Below are 19457 nucleotides of genomic sequence, written 5' to 3'. Positions count from 1 at the left end.
TTTAGCATTACTTAATTCTAAGTAAGCACACAAAAATAGGTTAGAGAGTCTTACCAAATCAAGACTATCTAACCTACTGTTTTATTTATGGTTATCACCTAACTTCTTGAATAAAACTACAGCTTCGCCTTTCGCTTGAATATTAGATTCTTGCTTGCCAAACCCGTATTGCTGTTTGATTTGATCTGCGACTTTCTCAGCAATCATAATGGTTGGTGCATTGGTGTTTGCCCCAATCAGTGTCGGCATCACAGAAGCATCAATGACTCTCAAATTATCCAATCCATAAACTTTGAGATCTTTATCTACCACAGCTAAAGAATCGCTACTAGGTCCCATTTTACAGGTCCCGATCGGGTGATACTGAGTGTCTGCACGATTGCGAATATCTTGCTCGATAGCCTTGTCATCACTGGCGTCCACAGGGTAGAAAGCATTGCCTCGGATATCATCAAACGCGGAACTCTCTAACATTTGATACTGCTTCTTCCAGCCCTTAATCATGATCTCCATGTCTTCAGGATGACTGAAAAACGCAGGATCGATCTTAGGCGGATCATAGGGATCATTACTATTGAGCGTTACGGTGCCGTAGCTCTTCGGTCGCAATAAGGTGACATGAGAGGTAAAGCCATGACTGGTATGAATTTTTCTAGCATGGTCATCTACAACAGCGACCACAAATACAAACTCTAAATCCGGTACAGCGATATGATCTTCGGAACAGAGAAAGCCTATTCCCTCTGCAAAATTACTGCTCATTTTACCGCGGCGTTCTTTGCGCCATAGTGGTAAGGCTTTGGTCATTTCAGAGGCCATTTGCAGCGAGATACCAAAAGTTTCACGCTTTTCACTGCATTTATACGAATGTACTAAGTCGATATGATCTTGAAGGTTCTTGCCCACTCCAGGTAATTCATGAACCTGTTCGATTCCATGTGTCTCTAGTTCAGTTTGAGCACCGACACCAGACAGTAACAGCAATTGGGGAGAACCAAACGCGCCAGCGGAAAGAATCACTTCTTTGTTGCATCGTATCTGATAACGCTTTCCGCTAGAACCATATTCAACCCCAATCGCCTTCTTGCCTTCAAACAAAACCTTATGTGTGGTGGCTTTAGTCACGACCGTGAGATTCGATCGTGAAAGGTTTGGCGTTAAGTAAGCCTTGGCAGCACTGCATCGTTCACCATTCAGCTGTGTTACCTGCGTCGGCATCGCCCCAAACTGAGCAGCGCCGTTAATATCCTCATTGCGAGGGACACCTATCGATTCACACGCCGTTAAATAACGTTCCAACATAGGGCTTGGCGATCTAAGATTGGCCACATTAAGAGGACCACCTTGGCCATGGAACTCATCTTGGTGGACTTCGTTGTTTTCTGCTTTCTTAAAGTAAGGCAAACAGGATTCATAGTTCCAGCCAGCATTGCCCAAGCTTTCCCATCTATCGTAGTCATAGCGATGTCCACGAGCGTACATCATGGCATTGATAGAGCTAGAACCGCCAAGTGTCTTACCTCTAGGCTGATAGCCTTTACGACCGTTCAAACCCGGCTGTTCAACCGTTTCGAATGCCCAATTATTGAGTTTGGTTGGCATCATCGCCACCACGCCAACGGGTGTGTGAATGAATGGGCTGGTGTCTTTACCACCCGCTTCTAACAAGCAAACCGTCACATCAGGATCTTCCGACAGCCGAGAAGCCATCACACACCCAGCTGAACCACCGCCAACAATAATAAAATCATAACTATCCATTTGCCATCTCCGCTATTTCTAGTGGGTGTAACTCACGCTTCAAGATTTTTCCGGTTGCTGTCATGGGTAAGGCTTTACGAATGAATACCTTACGCGGGTATTTGTAGTCGGCGAGTTGCTCACGACACCATGCTATCAAGGCGGCACTATCACATTGCGTATGTTCGTGAAGAACCACATGCGCGTGGATCTCCTCGCCTAAATGTTCATGATGCTCGCCTACCACCGCGACCATTTCGACATCGGGGTGACACATCAACACTTCTTCGACTTCACGTGGATAAACGTTGTACCCACCACGAATAATCATGTCTTTAACACGGTCAACAATGAACAAATTGCCATGCTCATCGACGCGACCGATATCTCCCGTTAAGAACCAACCATCACGAATAGATTCAGCTGTCGCCTCTGGCCTTTGATAATAGCCTTTCATCACACTTGGGCTTTTAATGCAGACTTCGCCGAGTTCACCCATAGCGACAGAGTTGCCTTGTATATCAGTAATCTTGATGAGGTGGCCACATAAAGGCTGACCGACACTACCCGATAAACGATCGCCATCAATATGATTAAAGGTCGCAACCGGCGCCGTTTCCGAGAGCCCATAACCTTCTAAGACTGGTAATTCAAAACGAGATTCAAACTGTCGTATAACCTCAAGCGGCATAGAAGCACCGCCAGAAACACCTAACCTCAAGCTGTGTTTAACCTGTTCAGAGCGTTTGCTTGTGTTTTCTAAACTATCAGAAGACTCTTCTCCCGCCTTTAATAGCGCGATATACATAGTAGGAACACCCGCAAACACGCTGACTTTATGGCTAATGATCTGTTCAATAACCAATGACGGTTCAAAACGAGGAATCAACACCATGGTGGACCCTGTTAGCACACTCGCGTTCATCATCACCGTCTGACCGAAGCTATGAAATAAAGGCAGTGTAGCCATTGTGGTGTCGCTGTACTCCAATCTCATTAGATACTGTGACGACATCGCATTGGTTTGCATGTTGGTGTGGGAAAGCTCAGCCCCTTTTGGTTGACCCGTCGTGCCAGAGGTATAAAGGATCACAGCGGTATCATCGCCATGACAAGCCACAGACTCAAAAGGAGTAAAAGGTTGTGCCAACCAATCAGCGATTGATTCATGCTCCCCATTACTTTCTAAAGTAGTGTCTGTGTTTGTTGGGATAGGCATCTCGACAAAGTGTTCACAGTGGTTTGCCTGCTCAAAACCTTGTAAACCATAGCGACCAATTGGAAGCTCTTCACTGCCGTCAAAACATAAATAGGCCTTCGCGTTAGAGTCATTAAGGTGATAAGCGATCTCTCTGGCCTTGAATAGCACGTTCAAAGGCACGACTACACAACCCGCTTTTAGAATCCCGTAATAGGCTATCGGAAAGTAAGTCACGTTCGGGCATGACAACGCTACCTTATCTCCGTTCTGCAACCCAAGTCTTTTCAAGTTAGCAGCCACGTTTCCAGAAAGTTGTTCTAACTGAGAAAAACTGATTTCATCCGATCCCATACGCAGAGCGGCTTTAGTTGGAAAAAGCGAAGCGCTACGCTCCAAATTAACAGCAAGATTGTGCATCCATGATCTCCTTGTGCGGCTTAGACCTGTTTGTGACGGTCACCGTAGACGTTCTAATCGTTGTAATAAGTCTCTTTCTTGTCATCACGAGCCTGCACATTGGTGTGTCATGTAGATAAGAGTCGTTATTGAGCAAAATGTTTGAGACGCTCCAATGTGCAGCCCAATAAATTACAACATTTCGATAACATTTCGATAACATTTCGAACAGGTTTCAAAAAGACAAAAACCGGTGATATTCGGACACGACCTGTGTAAGCCCAATAAAACCTTGCACACATAAACCAAAATTTGGAACAAGCTTGCGAAAGTGAGAACAAGCAACAGGCGTAAATGTTAAAAGTTCGGTTAAGATATCGATATTCAAGAAGAGGCAGCTTATGGAATACACCGCAGTTTACGAACCCGACATGCAAGCATTCGGCATTCTGGATCTTCAGTTGCTGCATCGTTACCTGTCGCCTGTTCTCAGTATCGAAGAGTTGCTCGAAGGCAGTAACATCGATGCTCTCCAACTCAACACACCCGATACACACATCACTTTGGCGCAAAAGCTTGCTGTGTTCAGTAATGCGTTAGCGAATTCCAACGAAGACGGATTGGGGCTTAAAGTTGGCCAACAAGCGAGGTTCAGCGATTTCGGCGTGCTCGGTTATGCGGTGTTTAGCAGCGAAACACTACTCGATGCCTTTTTAATCGGGTTTAAGTATCTGCAACTTGCTGGCCCTGTCCTCAGGAAAACCATGTCTGTAGAAGACAACATTGGTTACTTTCGCGCAGAGCAACTTATCGAACTCGATTCTTTACTGCCCTTTTGTTGTGAATACTGGTTCGCGGCGATACACAGTTTGTGCGAAGAGGTCTTACAGCAGCCCTTTCCTTCTCAAGTGATCCGCTTCCCCTATCCAAAACCTGAATACGGCGATCTATACACAGAGATTTTCCGCTGCCCGGTTGAATTCAATAGTGACCGGCTTGAATGGGAGTTCGACGCAACCACCTTGTATTCATCTCTTCCTACCGCCAACCCCATCACTTTACAGATGTGCTTAAAATCGTGTGATGACATGTTGGCAAAAGTCAGTGCACCCAGTAGCCTCAAAGAGAAAGTCTCTCAGATGCTGATTGAAAGGCCAGGATGTTACCCTTCTATAGAATCCATTTCTTCAGAACTGGGCATGTCTTCTCGAACTCTGCGTCGTCACCTGAAAGCAGCGGATACGAGCTATCAGAAGATACTGGACCATGTTCGCTTTCACCTTTCCCGGCACTACCTTTCTTCAACTCGAATGAGTATTGAAGAGATATCTGAACGAGTTGGCTTTTCTGATAGCGCTAACTTTCGTCATGCCTTTCGTAAGTGGAGTGGAAGCTCGCCACGTCAATACCGTAAAGAAACGGTCTAACACTTAAAATCCCACTCAATCCAAATCATAAAAAGACAATCACGCTGCAATCTTTTTCTAAATTAAACCACCAATGAACAACGGCTTAACGACTTTTTGCCCGCATAAAATCTCGCCAAACCACCAAATATCGCAACCGTATTTTAGTTTAGTTGGTCGATAAATTTCTTTTATCTTAACGACCATTTTTATTTGTTTTACCCAATTCAGTTTCTCCCCCATAGTCGCGGAAAATTCATCGTTTCTTTTACTATCAGAGGCTCCTGCATTGGACAACATCCAACCAACAACTCGCATAACTGTTCCTGTTATTGCATTGTCTTTTTACGCGATCGCTTCAGGCTACTTAATGAGTTCATTACCATTAATGCTGTCTGAGTATGGCTTAGACAAAGATCTATCGAGTTGGTTGGCGAGTGCATTCTATGCAGGTCTACTGGCTGGTACATTATTGATTGAACGTGCCATTGCGCGTGTTGGCCACAAAGACGCGTTCGTCATCGCATTGAGTGTGTTCATCGCAACGATCCTTGTATTGCCATTGATCCCACACCAAGCAGTATGGCTACTAGCTCGCTTTGTGGCTGGTGTGGCGGTTGCAGGTATCTTCGTGATTGTAGAGTCTTGGCTAATGAGCGGCGACGAGTCACAACGCGCAAAACGTCTCGCTATCTACATGTGTTCACTGTACGGCGGTTCTGCAGTTGGTCAGCTTGGTATCGGTTACCTAGGTATTACTGGTGGCGTACCTTTCATCGCAATGTTCACCCTTCTGTTTGGTGCGATCATTGTGCTGATGTACGGACAAGCAACTCCACCACAGATCCACGATGCGCAATCTTTGTCTTTAAAGCAGATCAGCAAATTAAGCCACAGCGCGCTAATTGGCTGCATTGTTTCCGGATTAACGCTAGGTGCGATTTACGGCTTGATGCCAGTTGAACTTGCTCAACGTAACATTGCACACGAAGACATTGGTGGTTTGATGGCTTTGGTTATCATGGGTGGTATGGCTGTACAGCCGATGGTGACTTGGTTATCTCACCACGTAGGACAAGTGTTATTAATGGCTTTGTTCTGCCTGCTAGGGGTTGCAAGCATTGGTGTGCTGACTATCAATCACGATTTCTACGTACTAGGCATGAGCTTGTTCGTATTAGGCATGGCCACATTTGCGCTATACCCAATCGCGATTAACTTAGGTTGCCGTAACCTTGACCCAAGCTACTTGGTGTCAGTGACTCAAATCATGCTACTTTGCTACAGCATCGGTTCTGTTGCGGGACCAATCATTGCAGACAGCTTTATGGATTCACAAGCAGGATTGTTCACTTACCTGTTCGCGTCTCTACTTGCTACAACGATCTACATGTTGATTGCTAGCCTAAAGCGCTCTCACCTACAGATTGCAGGCGAGTAAGCTTAAATAGACAGACACTAGATGCGTGTCATTAGGGCTCCGAGTTCAGACTTTATGTCTAAGCGAAGGGCCCTTTTCAACTCATGCCTATATGTAACCTTCTTCTCCCACACTTCTCATTTCATCGTGCAAGGCTAACCAAGAAGTCGATGGCTCTTTCGATATTGACTGGGTGATAAACCGAAATGCTTTTTGAAACGATGCGAAAAGTTATAAGGATCTTTGTAGCCTAAGCGATTAGCAATCATAGAAACTGACCAATCTTGATATTTCAGTAGACTGGTGGCTTTGTCCATGCGTAATTGAATCAATTTACTGCGTGGTGAGAGGTTGAATAGCGTCTTGGTGACTCTATTGAGTTGCTCTTCACTGATAAACACTCTTTCAGCCATCCCTGCCACTGTCCATGGCTGATGCAGACTACTTTCAATTTCGTTATAGAGCGCTTGAACACGTGCAGTGGTGCTGGTCGACTTAGGCTCAAACCCCGTCAATGTTCGGATAATTTCACTCAAGAGTAACTTACGGTAACTGGCTCTACCGCCTATCTCAAAGTAAACCAAGTTCATTAATGACCAGATCTGCTCACACTCTCCAAAAGGCACAATCCCCTGTCCTAAACTTGCTATGTGCTGCCATTGCTTGGTGTCAGGCGTCAGCATCCACGCCATTTTCCAATAATTATATTGAGGATCGAGTTCAAAACGAAATGGGGTTTCAGCAGGAAGCACCACGAGTGTATAAGGTGTAATCGCTTGGACCGATGTTGCGGTTGTTAGAATGCCGCCACCTTCCATAGTGAAAATCAACGTATGAACATTAACGGATTCGCGCTCAACCCAGTAGCCATCATATAGCTTCGCCATGCCGCCCATATAGACACCAAAGCTTTTCATCTCTGGAATATCTTCAACGGTCAAAAAACGTTCTTTGCACTGTTCAGCGAGAAAAACATCATCATGCCAAGTTGATTTTGGTCTCATTGAATCAATGACGGATTCGCACAGGTTTTGTTGTTTTTTAAACATGTTGTTACTTCGCTCAAATCACTATAGTTCTGCCATAAATCGGAGAGCTTATGACAACTAACATCAACCCTAACTCATCTATGAATAACAAGCCAGAGAGCATCTTACCTCGTATCGTTAAACTGGGTTTACCTGTTGCTTTACAAAGTGCGCTTGTCGCTATTCTTGCCCTTGCTGACGTATTAATGGTCAGTGATTATGGTATGGAAGCAGCTGCGGCTGTGGGAATTGCATCAAAATGGCACTTCGTTGCTATTATGATTATGGCAGGGTTGGCCTCAGCAAACGGAACATTAGTCGCTCAATACTGGGGAAAGAACGACCGAAAAAGCGCGCGAACGGTATCATCTATCGCAATGGTGTTTGGCTTAAAAGTTCTGCTGCCTGTTACTGCAATCATCACTCTTGGTTCTCAGTTTTTAATGATGTTGCAGACCAGCGATCAAACCGTGATTGAACTTGGCGCGACTTACCTGTGGTATGGATTCCCTGTCCTTCTTCTGACTCACATTGTGGTCGTGGTAGAAGCAAGCATGCGCTCATCAGGTGACACCGTAACACCACTATTGCTTGGTGCGGTCACGATTGCCCTCAACATCGCACTTAACTTCGTACTCATTAAAGGTGCCTTCGGTATTCCAGCGATGGGCGTTGCAGGTGCGGCATTGGCAACCACTTTAGCGCGCTTGATTCAAGTGGGTTTGATGTATGGCTATATGCGCATGCGTAAACACTGGTTGTTAACCACGCCTAGCTCACCACATCGTCCGTCATTATGGTTGTCTTACCGTCGTATTGCTTTGCCACTAACGATGAATGCCGTGTTATGGGCAATGGGTACTATGGCATACCAAATGATCTTCGGTCACATGGGCACAACGGAACTTGCTGTGTTCTCTATGCTCGCGCCTTTTGAGTCGCTGTGTTACTCGATATTCTTTGGTATTTCTGTAGCGTGTTCCGTGTTGCTTGGTCACTCACTCGGTCGTGATGAGTTTGATGACGCTATGAGTATGGGTCTGACGTTCATCAAAGCCGTGGTTGGTTTTGGTGCGGTTGTAGGCTTGCTATTGTTTATGGGTAAAGAGCACGTTCTGTCATGGCTAAACCTGACCAAAGACGCTTTATACCCGCTTGCTTCACCTGCGATGATGATCATGTGCTTTGCGGTCGTGATTCGCATGCTCAACATGGTGATCATTAACGGTATTATTCGTGCTGGTGGTGATAATGCGTTCTGCCTTCGCATGGATTTCATCGCGATGTGGATGGTGGGCATTCCAGTATGTGTTTACGGCGCGTTTGTCGCTGAATGGGACTTTAAATACATCTATGGTCTAATGTTGGTAGAAGAAGTCGTGAAATTGACCATCTGTTCACACCGTTATTTGAGCCGACGCTGGATCAACAACCTAACGGTGACCTACGAAGAGCCTCAAGCGGCGTAAGTTTCAGTTACCTGGCTATATTCAAACTTAGATAAAACGTATCTACATAAAAAAGGTCTGAGAAATCAGACCTTTTGCATTTCTTTAGAAATTACTTTAAAGCGCCACTTACTTCTTGTTCATTCGGATATGGCGGTTCGACACATTCGGCAACGGCTTTTCAGGCACTTTCCGTTTCTCATGAATCAGATGTCGAATCGCTAATATCGGATGCTTAAGTAGCATTCTTGGCCCGGCATAGCGCATCACCAATCGCATTTGCTCTTTCGGGTCTGGTTTATAGCAATGAATCGGACACTTATTACAGGTCGGTTTTGCTTCGCCATAAGGACATCTATCCAGTCGTGTTTCGGCGTAACGCAACAGTTGCTCACACTCCTCACATAACGCGTTATTCTGACGAACTTCACCGTGGTGATCTTTGCAATAGATGTGCACCATCGCAATAACGGTTTTGTACTCCGTTGCGAGCTCACCTTGTAGAATATTGTTATGTTGGAACATGTTTTAATTACCTAATGAGAAACCATACAGGTTGAGATTAACGCTTTCGCTTATCACATCTTCAACTCGCTCGAACACAAAGCCTAACTTAGTCAGTAGTGTGATACTTCGAATGTTATCAGAGGTAGTGATGGCAACTAAATGATCGATATCAGCATTCTGCTTAGCTTGTTCAATTATCGCCTCCGCGGCTTCTTGGGCAAAGCCTTGACCATAAAACTCAGGAGCAAACCCGTAGCCAATATCATGCGACGCTAAGGTGTCTCTTTTTATTAATCCGCAGATACCAATTGGCGTTGAAGTTTCTTTGATTTCAACCATCAACAAACAGACACCCTTCTCTTCATGCATCTTAAGAATGTTGTTTTCAATGTACTCGACAGCCTTTTCAGTGTCGTTGATTTCCTTATCACCAATGTAACGCAGGAAATCTTCTGAGCTGTATAGTCGTTGAATAAACGCCGCATCTTGAGGTGTGATCATTCTTAATCTTAAACGTTCGGTCTCGACTGACTGCATAGTGATATTTTCCTTGCTGAATACCATGTAAATATTGAGTTCTAGAGCTAAAATGATTATCCTCCACCGCCTAAACTAAATACAAGGCTATGCAGCAATGAACCGTAAGAAAAAAATCAATCAAATTCTAAAAAAGAAGCAGAAACAGGCGAATTCTAAACTGCATAGTAGCAACAAGCCTCGCTACATCTCTAAAGCTGACCGTGCAAAAATGGAAGCTGAAGAACAAGCGAAAGCAGCTCAAGAGCAAGCTGAAGGTTCAGTAGAAGCAACTGTTGAAGCTGAAGAGACAAAAGCTGCAGAGTAAGTTTATACTCGCAGTCCTCTTGTCTGACACTCTTTTCAGAGCCAACAGACAAGAACAAAAAAGCAGCCTCAAATTGGGCTGCTTTTTTGATCCTACCATTTTTAATCGCGCTGGTTAGCCTTTGAATGGCTGCACTTCCCAACGGGCAAACGGTGCTTTTGCGTTGATTCCCGCTCTGCCCCAACGATCAACAGAATCCACTACCAAGATACGCTCATTCGGTACCAATGATTTAATCAAGTTGCTTGGCTTTTTCGCTGTAACTAACCATAGAGCATCATCTTCCGAAAACATCTCTTTAAGCTTGGCTTTGTCCTGCTCTGTCCATTCCAGTTCAGCTTTGAACATGCGTTCTTCAACAAACAGTTGGCTGCCAGAGGCGAAATCTTCCAAGCTTTCTGAAAGCAACAATACTGAATCTACGTCATTGTCGAGCAATACTGCTTGCTGCTTGTTGATCAGTTCACGAACATCCAACATCACACGTTGTAAGTTGCTATCAATCGTTTCAGCTTGCGCAGGCCACAACAACTTAAAGTCATCAGCCACAATTGCCGCCATACGCGTTAGATTGGTTGGGTTTAACCACGCGTATTTAGACACTTCACCATTTGATAACGTCAGCGCAGCTACACCTTGCGCGCGCGGTGTAATCGCTTGAGCCGCATCCACTTCAACCAAACGGATATTGCCCTGTCTTGCGTATACAAATGTAGGATCAGCTTGCCAAATAGATGACAGCGTTAATGCTACGGTCGCCTTTTCGCCGGATTGAAGGACTTTGCTTGCGCCTTTAGTACCAAACCAGTTTGGCAGACGATCAATGCCGTAGCGCTTTGGTGGCAGATATTCGGTGGTAATGTCTGTGCCTTTGGTTAGCTCTGTCGCCAAAGCATAAGTCACAGGCGTACTGGTAAGGATATCCTCGGCATTAGCACTGATAGACACCATTGAGCCGGCCAACCATAGGCTGCTAACGGCACCAACTTTAGTAATAGCCTTCACTGTTCTTGAGATACGATTAATTAAAGAGGTCATGATTATGCCTTTCTTATAATCCGGTATAGCGTTGCCGCTAGGAAAAATGTCGCTGAAACGATGATGATCGAAGCGCCCGAAGGTACTGGTAGTTTCAATTCCATAGGTAAGACGGTTCCAACTAAACACGCGACTGTTGCCAGTAATGCCGACAGCAATACAAAGCTGCCCATGCGTTTAGTTAACAAGCGAGCTGTCGCACCTGGGATCAGCAATAATGCACCAACCAGAACAGCACCTACGATCTTCACCGCTGCAATCGTCACTAAGGTGATCATCATGACAAACAAGTAGTCGTAGAAACTGGTGTTATAACCACGAACCTTGGCAATATCAGGGCTGATACAGGTTAGAAGAATACGGTTGAACGTCGGTATCAAGAGCAAAATAATGATCGCGCAGCTGCCTGCGAGAATCGCTAAGTCTTGGTCTGTTACCGTCAAAATCGAACCAAATAGTACGTTCTCAAGCATGTGGATGTTGATCTTACGCGCCACGTACATCAGCAATGCCGCACCCACTGCCAGTGCTAAAGCAAGGAAAACGCCAACTAAAGTATCGTATGGCACATTGGTTCTGTTTCTTACAAAGTGAAGAAGCAGCGCGAAGATCATACAGAAGCTAAACAGACCAATAATTGGGTTTTCTGGTGGCTCGCCAAGCAACACACCTATAGCGATACCGGTTAATGCCGCGTGGCCTACCGCTTCAGAGAAGAAAGCCAAACGCTTAGCAATCACCAAAGTACCCAGACCACCTAACAGAGGACCAAGTAGTAACGCTGCAACCAAAGCATTGACCATGAAGGCATACATGAAACTGTCTGATAACCAGCCCGCTTCCACGCCACTAATGGCTAGTTGTCGTAACCAATCCATTACGCAACCTCCTTCGATTTGGTCATCGCAGAGCCACTGCTGTAGTGCTGGAACAGGCTCTCGATTTTACTTGGGTGTAAGACTTGTTCGTGTGGGCCACTATCAACCAAGAATCGATTCACAACATGTACGTTCGCTTCGAGTCGACGCACTGCCGTGACATCGTGGTGTACCGCAAGGATCGTACGACCTTCACTAACACATTCACGAATTAACGATTCAAGATAACGAACGCCCTGCTCGTCCATACCCGTGGTTGGTTCATCCAACACCAGTAGACTTGGGTTATCTAATAGCGCTTGGGCAAACAGCACGCGTTGCTGCTCACCACCCGATAACTGTCCCATGCGGCGGTCGCTACGAGTAACCATACCAACGCGATCTAATTGTGCGAGTGCAAGATCCAATTGCTTAGATTTACGACGCCAAAACAATGGGATTCGTGTTTGGTTAAGCAGTACGAAGTCCATTACAGTCAAAGGCAAGCTAGACTCGAAGGTCGCTTTTTGAGGTACGTAACCAATACTCTGCTTTTCTGGCCAGTGGATATTGATTTGGCCAGAGAAAGGCGTAAGGCCAAGCACAGAGCGCAGTAATGAAGTTTTACCGCCACCGTTTGGCCCCATGATCACATGACACTCGCCCGCTTTAAGTTCGAGCGAGATATCATCAAGAATTACGTTGTTATCGTATTGCAGACCGAGTTTATTAATTGAGATTGATGGACCTAACATTATGCGTTCCCGCTTTTAGCTTGGTTCGCCGCCGCAAATTTCATGGCTTCGATTAACGTCTCTAGGTTCTTCTTCATCTCAACTTCGACTTTATCGTCTTCATATTCACCGTGCGTCATGTGAGAAAAACGATAAAGCTGAACGCCTGTTTCCGCTTCAATTGTGTCAACAAAACGGTTTGGCATGTTTAACTCGTAAAACAGAACATCAATGCCTGATGCGCGGATCTTCTCGATCGTCTCTTGCAGTTGACTAGCACTTGGTTCAACACCGTGTGCAGGCTCGATTACTGCCGCAACATCCACACCAAACTCTTGAAGGATGTAGCCATAAGCATTATGTGTAGTCGCGACCTTCATACCTGAAGTATCTAACTCACCTAATGACAACATCGCATCGCGCTTCATAAAGCGAAATTGCTTTGCGTATTTACGTGCATTCTTACGATAAAAAGCCGCGTTGTCAGGGTCGAGCTTAGAGACCTCACTCGCGATGGTGTAAACCTTTTGAATTGTTGTCGAAAGCCCAACAAAGGTATGTGGGTTAACGGCACCTTGACCAACAGACTGACCAAGAGCAGGAAGTAGAGGCACTTCTTTGTTTGCTTCGATCACGACTAGGTCATCACGTTGCGCGGCTGAAATCACTTTAAGCGCGAAGTCATCGTGACCAATACCGTTTACCACGATGGCGTCCATCTGGCTCAATCTCTTCAAGTCGTTCGGTTGTGGCAAGTAGTTATGCGGATTAAAGCCGGCATCAACCAAAGGAAGGATGTTCACTTTGTCGCCTACTACTGCTTTTACGTAGCTGTAGTAAGGTTGAAGCGTGATACCAATCGTCAGCTTGTTGCTGTCGATCTTATATTCTTTTGCCAATGCATTGGGTGCCATGAACACCGCTAATAACGACATGAACAGAGTCATAATTCGCATAGTAATTCTCTTATTATTAGTGAGCATCGCTTTCATGATGCTTTTCAATTTCTGATTCGTTCACGACCATTTTCCAACCCGTAGACTCTAGCGTGTGTTGGTCAAAAGTAGCGGGCTGTTTCGCTACACCGCCCAAGAAGATCCAGATTTCAGGAGAAACGCTGTTCGCATTTAAAATAAAGGAATCCGCAAAACCATGATCGGTAGGCGTAGCTTGTTCACTTGGTGTCGCAGATTCACTTAGAGCAGAGAAATAGTAACCACGCTCGTCCAGTACCCAAGCATGAGAACCTTTGCGCTTCCAACTCTGATCTTCTACAAACGGGGCAACCCATTCATCTTTAAGTGATGCAACACTCGGCCATTCACCATCTGAGTCCATGCGCAGGTCACGGATTTCTTCATGCGCTAAACGCAGCTCTGATAGCATCGCCAAGTTTTCTTGTTCAACATCAGTCACTAGAATTTGATGATCAAGCACTGCTTTAACGTGGGATTCAGCCTGATGAAATGGGATAGCGACAGTTGCAAAGCAAAGGATGAACACAATGATCAGTCCTACCCATTTGCCCTCTCTGCCGCCCGTATCAGCACGTACGCTTTGAATCATCATTCTTCACTGATCTCTACAACATCAACTTCAACTGGAAACTCATGACCTGAATCGAACACAAGGTAGAACTCAGTGTCAGGATGTGGGAATTCAACGATAGAACGTTTATCTGTCATCTCTTTTGCAATCAAGTTGTCTTCGTAATCGTACATCTCAACTGCGTAATCAATCGCTTTGCTGCCATCCGAATAACCCGCTTCACAAGCAACAGTCTTACCTTCAAACCAGCAGCTCATCAGTGGAAAGTGTGCTTGCGCAGGTAATGCAGCGAAACCAAGTCCCAATGCTAAGCAAGGAGTCATTAAAGCGTTAAGTTTTGTTTTTATTGTCATGGTTCGTACCCTAGCCACAGTGCAAATTCTCAGAAGTAAACTGAGCGATAAAGGGCTCAAATGAGCCCTTAAGTTTTTTTGATTCTTAATCAGGGATCTAGCCCCGATATCACAGACTATTGAAGCAGCGCTTCGAACGTTAGGTGAACGTTCGCGCTTGCTTTGTCTGCCAGTGGGTTGTCAATCAACTCACCTTTGTAGTTCGCTTTCATTACGTAACGACCTGCTACGTCTGGAGTAAACGTGATTTCACCGTTCTCATCACTCACCACATCAATCTGCTCTTGGTGGTTGCGGTAAAGCGTACCTTCACGAGTAATCTCCGCTTTCACGTCTTTCTGGATTTCACCGTTGTAGAAGAACTGGAATGTCACAGGTTCGCCTTCAACGATATCTGAAGGGTGTGTCACAGGCTTCATTTCTAGAAGCTTGCCTTCAATTTTGAACACTGAATCCGTTGGCTTACCTACCGTGATGTAGCTTTCTGCACGAGTGAAGCTGATCTGCGTTACCACGTCACGTGATTTTTCAGGCAGAACTGAGTCACGCTCAGCTTTGTTTGCTTTAATCCACTTCACCGTGTCACGGCGACCCGCTTTGTATTGCGTGTAGTAAGACGGCTGGTTGTTGATCGCCACTTTGTGTGTACCTTCTTCTTCAAAATAGAAGTCGAAGATTGAACGACGCTTGCCACGAATAACGAAGTTAGGACGCTCGCTGCGGCCATCTGGCATGATGACATGAGCATTTTCGCTGCCAGCAGGCTTATCAAAAACAAACGTACCGTGAGACGCAGTAACATCGAACGTTAGCCAATCACCACCTTCTTTAGATACAGTAAAGTGAGATGGCAAAATCCAACGTGGGTGAGCTTGTGCCGTTGTCGTTGCTGCTAGGCCGAATGCCATCACACCCGCTAGAGCAAGTGCTTTGATTTTTGTCTGTTTCATCATGTTCAATTCCATTATTTATAATTGTTAGCCGTGTCGCTCTATCTGAGCCTACGATGACCACTGTCTATTCTGTTCAGCTTGGTTTTAGTTCGTACTTACTAGTTACTGTTCGCACTTACTAGTTACTGTTCGCACTTACTAGTTACTGTTCGCACTTACTATTTAGCGATGTAGTTCAGGGTGATTTCACCCGTCTCTTCCGTTGCTTTTAATTCGTAAGATATGTTTGAATCTGCGAGTGATACTTTTTGGCGAAGGTAATTACGGCCACCGTGTTCACGAACCACTTCGATATGAACCGTGTACTCGCCTTGTTCTAACGTTTCACCGCTGTCGCTCTTACCATCCCACACGAAACGGTACTGGCCAGCAGGACGTGTTGCAGACGTCACAGCATCAACCAGTTCACGATCGTAACGGCCAACCTTTCTCCACCAGCTGCGCAGATCCTTAAGCCATTCGTCTTTACCGACCCAAAGCTCGATGGTTTTCACTGACTTTCGTTCGCTATTCTCTACCCACACCGCCACATAAGGACGTGCATACATAGAGGTATCAATCTTTGGAAGCTCAAAGCTGACATCCAGTTTTGCCGTATCAGGAATCGCTTGTGCCATACCTAGGCTTGGCAAAAGAGATAAAGCAAGAAGCGCCTTGCTCCAGTTCATTTTTTTCATTTTTAACAACCTTTTAAATCCGTTTAACCTTAAGTTCGCTCTTCAATCCGATTCATCAATCGAATCAAGCGTTAAGGCACGGCGACAAAATAGATAACCAATGAGATTGCAGACCCAAACACCGTCCATTTGATGGAAGTATTAAGCGTCTTTTTCTTAGGTAACAGTAAGCACACGCCAGTAAGCACAAAGAAGATCATCAATAGCGCAGTGATATCGATAAACCATTTCCATACTTCACCGCTGTTACGACCTTTATGCAGATCGTTCAACAATGCGATAACGCCGTAATTAGTGGTTTCGACTTCTACAAACTCAGACGTAACGTCAACAAAAACGGAAGCGTTGTAGCCGGGTCCTTTGAAGTCCATAGATACCTCACCGATGAGCAACTCACCATCTTCAATCTCTGCATAGATGTCCAAACCAGAAGGAACGCCGGAGAGGTTGGCTTCTTCGAACAGAAACGTTTCAAAGGCTGTCTCGTCAGCTTTTAAACGTCCGTCTTGAACCGTAAATAAACTTGTAGGAAGCGTTAGCGTAGAGCGTTGGATATTGGGTTGGCTTGATTCAAATAACTCAGGTCGGTTCAGGGTGATACCGGTTACTGAGAAAAAAAGAACCACGAACAGAAGCGCCATAGAAATATAAACATGAAGTCGACGAGCCCATGACTGAACCGCCCTACTTTTTAACGACATACAAACCAATACCTATAAATTTTATGACGACAATTTAGTTGATAATCATTCGTATTGGCATTCAATTTACATTGTTTACGTTTGCCGAGTGGCGTAAGGAAATTTACATAACATTACATGGGAAGTAATCGAACTGTATGCATATTCTTGCTAACGTGTACTAAAGGGATTTGATTCGTTTTATTAGAGGTTATTGATAACAGGGTCAAAGCTCAAAAAAGCTCAATCTCAACATGCTTGATTGAGATGGGTTTAAGGTAACAGTCGTAGCTTTAAGGATAGAAAGTTGGGACTATTTGATCACTGGTTTGATGATAGCTAATGAAGCTTAAAAGGATTTGAAATGCGTATTTTTGTTTTGGCTTTTGCTGCGCTAGTGACGGCGTGCACCAGCCAAATAATCAGCACGGAAGAACATATTCAAGAATACATCGGTTCAGACATAACCGATGTACAAGAACGTTATCTCACCGAACGGTCACGCCCTATCAGTTTTTGGGCGTCTCGAAACTATGCTTGGATTGAAACCAAGAAACCGTTAGACAATGGTTATACAGTACACGCATTCAAAAACCCTTATCGTGACTGCACCATTAATTGGGTTGCTGATACCAGCGGCGTGATTCAAAGTGCTACGTCCAGCGGCACGATGTGCGAGCCTTAACTGCCGCATTGGAACGATAAAGTTCAAAAAGCTTTAACCGCCAAAATTAAAAAGGGTGTCATTTGAACCATCAAATGACACCCTTTTCTCTATATTACTTTCTCTTGTCTTCTGTTGTGCTATTCGCAGTTAGACGTTGCCGTTATCACTCACTGTTCTTAGCTGAGTCAGATATTTAATCCAACCTTTTGCCTCAGAAGAAGGCTCAATGTTGTTCGCACGTTTCGCTTGAGCAAGAGCATTATCAAGATTCTTTAGCTTGTACCATGAACGTACTTTCGCTAAAGCAACATCAGCTTGCTTGTTCTTGTCTTTCACTTTATCCAAAACAACCAGAGCACGATCGTAGTAACCTTGTTGAACCAGTAACTGAGCCACATTCCAATGATATTGCGTGTCTTTTCTAGACGCTAACGTCCACACTTCAATAGCACTGTCCCACTCTTTCGCTAACTGCCAGTAGGTTGCTTGCTCAGCCAGAAGTTGAACATCGCTGTTCGCATCATCTAACTTACTAATTTCTTGTGCTGCGCGCTCTGGAATGCCACGTTTCGCGTAAAGCTGCGCTAACAAGCGGCGATCTGAGTTCTTCAGCTCAACACCTTGTAGATCAGCCAGTGCTAACGTGTTCAATGCATCACGATTACGATCTAACCTAAGTTGAATACCAACCAGTTGACGCCACCAGTTATCTTTCTCGGGTTGAAGTTCAATCAAGCTTTCCAGTGTAGGAATCGACTGTTTCCACTGCTTTAACTGAAGCTGTGCGCCCAGTTTTAGCGATAGAGGTGATAACTCTGGTTTTGAATTGAACTTGTCGTGATTACCGATGGCCACTAGGACTTTCGACCAGTTTTCGATTTGGTATTCCGCTTGTGCAATTCGCATCCAAAGCACGTCTTTCTTTTCTGCCTCTGGCGCTGTTTTTACTAACTCGTAGTAATGTGGAAGCGCGTTTTTGAACTGTTGATCGTTTAATAACAGATCCGCAAGCATACGCTTCGTTATCCAAGCTTGTTCATCCACCAGCAAATTGGTATCGACGGCGTATGTAAGCTGCTTAATCGCCTTATCGGTTTTGCCATCTTGCCAGTAAAAAACACCTAGCATACGAGCTACGTACGCTTTGTCGTAGCCCTTAGAAAGCTCTAAACCTGCTAGTACGTCAATGGCCTGTTTAACCTGTTCATCTTGAGCAAGCTTATGCGCCTTTTGAACACGAATAGCAGTATATTGGGTTAGCTCTTGTGCCTGTGTTGTAAGGGGCATTAACAACAAGCCCACTAATATCCATATATGTTTCATCATTTTGCCAACTTAAACTCTAGTTTCACGGTTTGACCAACCTGAGCTATCGCTTTTCCATCGACGACTTTCGGTTGATATTTCCATTTTTTAAGTGCTCTCATCGCTTCACGTTCAAACATACGACGTGGGTTTGCGTCAGTGACTTGAATGTCAATTGGACGTCCCGTTTCATCGATAGTAAAAGACATAATCACATGGCCTTCAGCTCCACGCTTAAGCGCTTTCGCAGGGTAACGAGGTTCTACTCGATACAAAGGCATAGCCTGTTGGTTTGACCCAAAATCAGAGAATGTCGGTGCGTTAATCGCTAGGCCATCAATGGATGTATTCAAATCCAATGAAGGCAGAGAAGACATCGAATTCAGAGGCGTAACTTCAGCTTGTGACTGAGATGTTTGCGCTTCCGGTGGCGGCTCTGGCATTTCTGGTTTTTCCGGAACTGCACGTTGTCTTCTTTGAACTTCTTGTTCTTGTTCCACCATCACCATGTTGAAACTTAACGTCTCGCTATCGTCTGGTGAACGTTGGTGGCCATTATCGACCATCCAAGCCATGAAAGAAAACAGCGCTAAGCCCAACGCACCCGCTAGCGGTAAAGCAAGAAATAGGCGAATCATTTATGAAGATCCTCCAA

General features: G+C 45.0%; 22 protein-coding genes. 5 read left to right on the top strand and 17 right to left on the bottom strand.

Features of this window, described 5'->3' with window-relative positions; genetic code table 11:
• Positions 1–81: 81 nt before the first annotated feature.
• The gene (locus tag AB6E52_RS05900) at positions 82–1761 is read right to left on the bottom strand and encodes a GMC family oxidoreductase (protein ID WP_102320792.1); all 1680 of its coding nucleotides are present in this window, start codon (positions 1759–1761) and stop codon (positions 82–84) included.
• Positions 1754–3358 carry a long-chain fatty acid--CoA ligase gene (locus AB6E52_RS05895; RefSeq protein ID WP_065584942.1) on the bottom strand — a complete coding sequence of 535 codons (1605 nt, stop codon included), beginning with the start codon at positions 3356–3358 and terminating at the stop codon, positions 1754–1756. Before AB6E52_RS05895 ends, AB6E52_RS05900 begins: the two co-directional genes overlap by 8 nt.
• A gap of 380 nt (positions 3359–3738) precedes the next feature.
• Between AB6E52_RS05895 and AB6E52_RS05890 the strand changes: the two genes are divergently transcribed.
• Entirely contained in the window at positions 3739–4764 is a 1026-nt protein-coding gene (locus AB6E52_RS05890; protein ID WP_102320791.1) for an AraC family transcriptional regulator, read from the top strand.
• A gap of 57 nt (positions 4765–4821) precedes the next feature.
• Here the strand turns inward: AB6E52_RS05890 and AB6E52_RS05885 are convergent, their stop codons facing one another.
• A complete protein-coding gene (locus AB6E52_RS05885) occupies positions 4822–5061 on the bottom strand; it encodes a hypothetical protein (protein WP_017060129.1) in 240 nt (79 codons plus the stop codon).
• On the opposite strand from AB6E52_RS05885, the gene AB6E52_RS05880 reads away from it, so the two are divergent.
• Entirely contained in the window at positions 5033–6184 is a 1152-nt protein-coding gene (locus tag AB6E52_RS05880) for an MFS transporter (RefSeq protein WP_102320790.1), read from the top strand. The two genes, AB6E52_RS05885 and AB6E52_RS05880, sit on opposite strands and share 29 nt — an antisense overlap.
• Before the next feature lie 134 nt (positions 6185–6318).
• Here the strand turns inward: AB6E52_RS05880 and AB6E52_RS05875 are convergent, their stop codons facing one another.
• Positions 6319–7212, bottom strand: a complete 894-nt coding sequence (locus AB6E52_RS05875) for an AraC family transcriptional regulator (RefSeq protein WP_017060977.1) — start codon at positions 7210–7212, stop codon at positions 6319–6321.
• 50 nt (positions 7213–7262) lie between these two features.
• Here AB6E52_RS05875 and AB6E52_RS05870 point away from each other — a divergent pair, with 50 nt between their 5' ends.
• On the top strand, positions 7263–8660 hold the full coding sequence (locus tag AB6E52_RS05870) for an MATE family efflux transporter (RefSeq protein ID WP_102320789.1): 1398 nt from the start codon (positions 7263–7265) through the stop codon (positions 8658–8660).
• 108 nt (positions 8661–8768) lie between these two features.
• Here the strand turns inward: AB6E52_RS05870 and AB6E52_RS05865 are convergent, their stop codons facing one another.
• Positions 8769–9164: a nitrous oxide-stimulated promoter family protein gene (locus AB6E52_RS05865; protein WP_017060975.1), complete on the bottom strand. Its 396-nt coding sequence runs from the start codon at positions 9162–9164 to the stop codon at positions 8769–8771.
• Between the two features lie 3 nt (positions 9165–9167).
• The gene (locus tag AB6E52_RS05860) at positions 9168–9683 is read right to left on the bottom strand and encodes a GNAT family N-acetyltransferase (protein WP_017067858.1); all 516 of its coding nucleotides are present in this window, start codon (positions 9681–9683) and stop codon (positions 9168–9170) included.
• 97 nt (positions 9684–9780) lie between these two features.
• Here AB6E52_RS05860 and AB6E52_RS05855 point away from each other — a divergent pair, with 97 nt between their 5' ends.
• Positions 9781–9990, top strand: a complete 210-nt coding sequence (locus AB6E52_RS05855; protein ID WP_017060973.1) for a DUF2986 domain-containing protein — start codon at positions 9781–9783, stop codon at positions 9988–9990.
• A gap of 114 nt (positions 9991–10104) precedes the next feature.
• On the opposite strand, the gene AB6E52_RS05850 is transcribed toward AB6E52_RS05855, so the two are convergent.
• The 9 genes from AB6E52_RS05850 to AB6E52_RS05810 all read right to left on the bottom strand — a co-directional run bounded on the left by AB6E52_RS05850 (position 10105) and on the right by AB6E52_RS05810 (position 16851).
• Positions 10105–11028, bottom strand: a complete 924-nt coding sequence (locus AB6E52_RS05850; RefSeq protein ID WP_065584939.1) for an ABC transporter substrate-binding protein — start codon at positions 11026–11028, stop codon at positions 10105–10107.
• Between the two features lie 2 nt (positions 11029–11030).
• The gene (locus AB6E52_RS05845; RefSeq protein ID WP_017070974.1) at positions 11031–11906 is read right to left on the bottom strand and encodes a metal ABC transporter permease; all 876 of its coding nucleotides are present in this window, start codon (positions 11904–11906) and stop codon (positions 11031–11033) included.
• Positions 11906–12640 carry a metal ABC transporter ATP-binding protein gene (locus AB6E52_RS05840; protein ID WP_017064556.1) on the bottom strand — a complete coding sequence of 245 codons (735 nt, stop codon included), beginning with the start codon at positions 12638–12640 and terminating at the stop codon, positions 11906–11908. Before AB6E52_RS05840 ends, AB6E52_RS05845 begins: the two co-directional genes overlap by 1 nt.
• Positions 12640–13575: a metal ABC transporter solute-binding protein, Zn/Mn family gene (locus AB6E52_RS05835; protein ID WP_017062541.1), complete on the bottom strand. Its 936-nt coding sequence runs from the start codon at positions 13573–13575 to the stop codon at positions 12640–12642. The genes AB6E52_RS05840 and AB6E52_RS05835 overlap by 1 nt, the downstream gene beginning before the upstream one ends.
• A gap of 16 nt (positions 13576–13591) precedes the next feature.
• A complete protein-coding gene (locus AB6E52_RS05830; protein ID WP_102320788.1) occupies positions 13592–14188 on the bottom strand; it encodes a DUF6162 family protein in 597 nt (198 codons plus the stop codon).
• On the bottom strand, positions 14185–14520 hold the full coding sequence (locus AB6E52_RS05825; RefSeq protein ID WP_102320787.1) for a hypothetical protein: 336 nt from the start codon (positions 14518–14520) through the stop codon (positions 14185–14187). The genes AB6E52_RS05830 and AB6E52_RS05825 overlap by 4 nt, the downstream gene beginning before the upstream one ends.
• A 116-nt stretch (positions 14521–14636) precedes the next feature.
• Entirely contained in the window at positions 14637–15473 is an 837-nt protein-coding gene (locus tag AB6E52_RS05820; protein ID WP_017062544.1) for a DUF4198 domain-containing protein, read from the bottom strand.
• Between the two features lie 158 nt (positions 15474–15631).
• Positions 15632–16150 (bottom strand): DUF2271 domain-containing protein, encoded by a 519-nt coding sequence (locus AB6E52_RS05815; RefSeq protein ID WP_017062545.1) that lies wholly within the window; start codon positions 16148–16150, stop codon positions 15632–15634.
• Between the two features lie 71 nt (positions 16151–16221).
• Positions 16222–16851, bottom strand: coding sequence for a PepSY-associated TM helix domain-containing protein (locus tag AB6E52_RS05810; RefSeq protein WP_017062546.1), 630 nt, complete (start codon positions 16849–16851; stop codon positions 16222–16224).
• Between the two features lie 343 nt (positions 16852–17194).
• Between AB6E52_RS05810 and AB6E52_RS05805 the strand changes: the two genes are divergently transcribed.
• A complete protein-coding gene (locus tag AB6E52_RS05805) occupies positions 17195–17515 on the top strand; it encodes a hypothetical protein (protein ID WP_017067850.1) in 321 nt (106 codons plus the stop codon).
• 129 nt (positions 17516–17644) lie between these two features.
• On the opposite strand, the gene AB6E52_RS05800 is transcribed toward AB6E52_RS05805, so the two are convergent.
• Positions 17645–18823, bottom strand: a complete 1179-nt coding sequence (locus tag AB6E52_RS05800; protein ID WP_102320786.1) for a lipopolysaccharide assembly protein LapB — start codon at positions 18821–18823, stop codon at positions 17645–17647.
• Positions 18820–19440, bottom strand: coding sequence for an energy transducer TonB (locus AB6E52_RS05795; protein WP_008219721.1), 621 nt, complete (start codon positions 19438–19440; stop codon positions 18820–18822). Before AB6E52_RS05795 ends, AB6E52_RS05800 begins: the two co-directional genes overlap by 4 nt.
• Positions 19441–19457 lie beyond the last annotated feature (17 nt).

The organism is Vibrio sp. 10N.247.311.13 (genome assembly GCF_041467595.1).
GTDB classification, from domain to species: Bacteria; Pseudomonadota; Gammaproteobacteria; order Enterobacterales; family Vibrionaceae; genus Vibrio; species Vibrio crassostreae_C.
The sequence above is the reverse complement of the archived record's forward strand: the minus strand, read 5'-3'. Positions and strand labels throughout refer to the sequence as shown.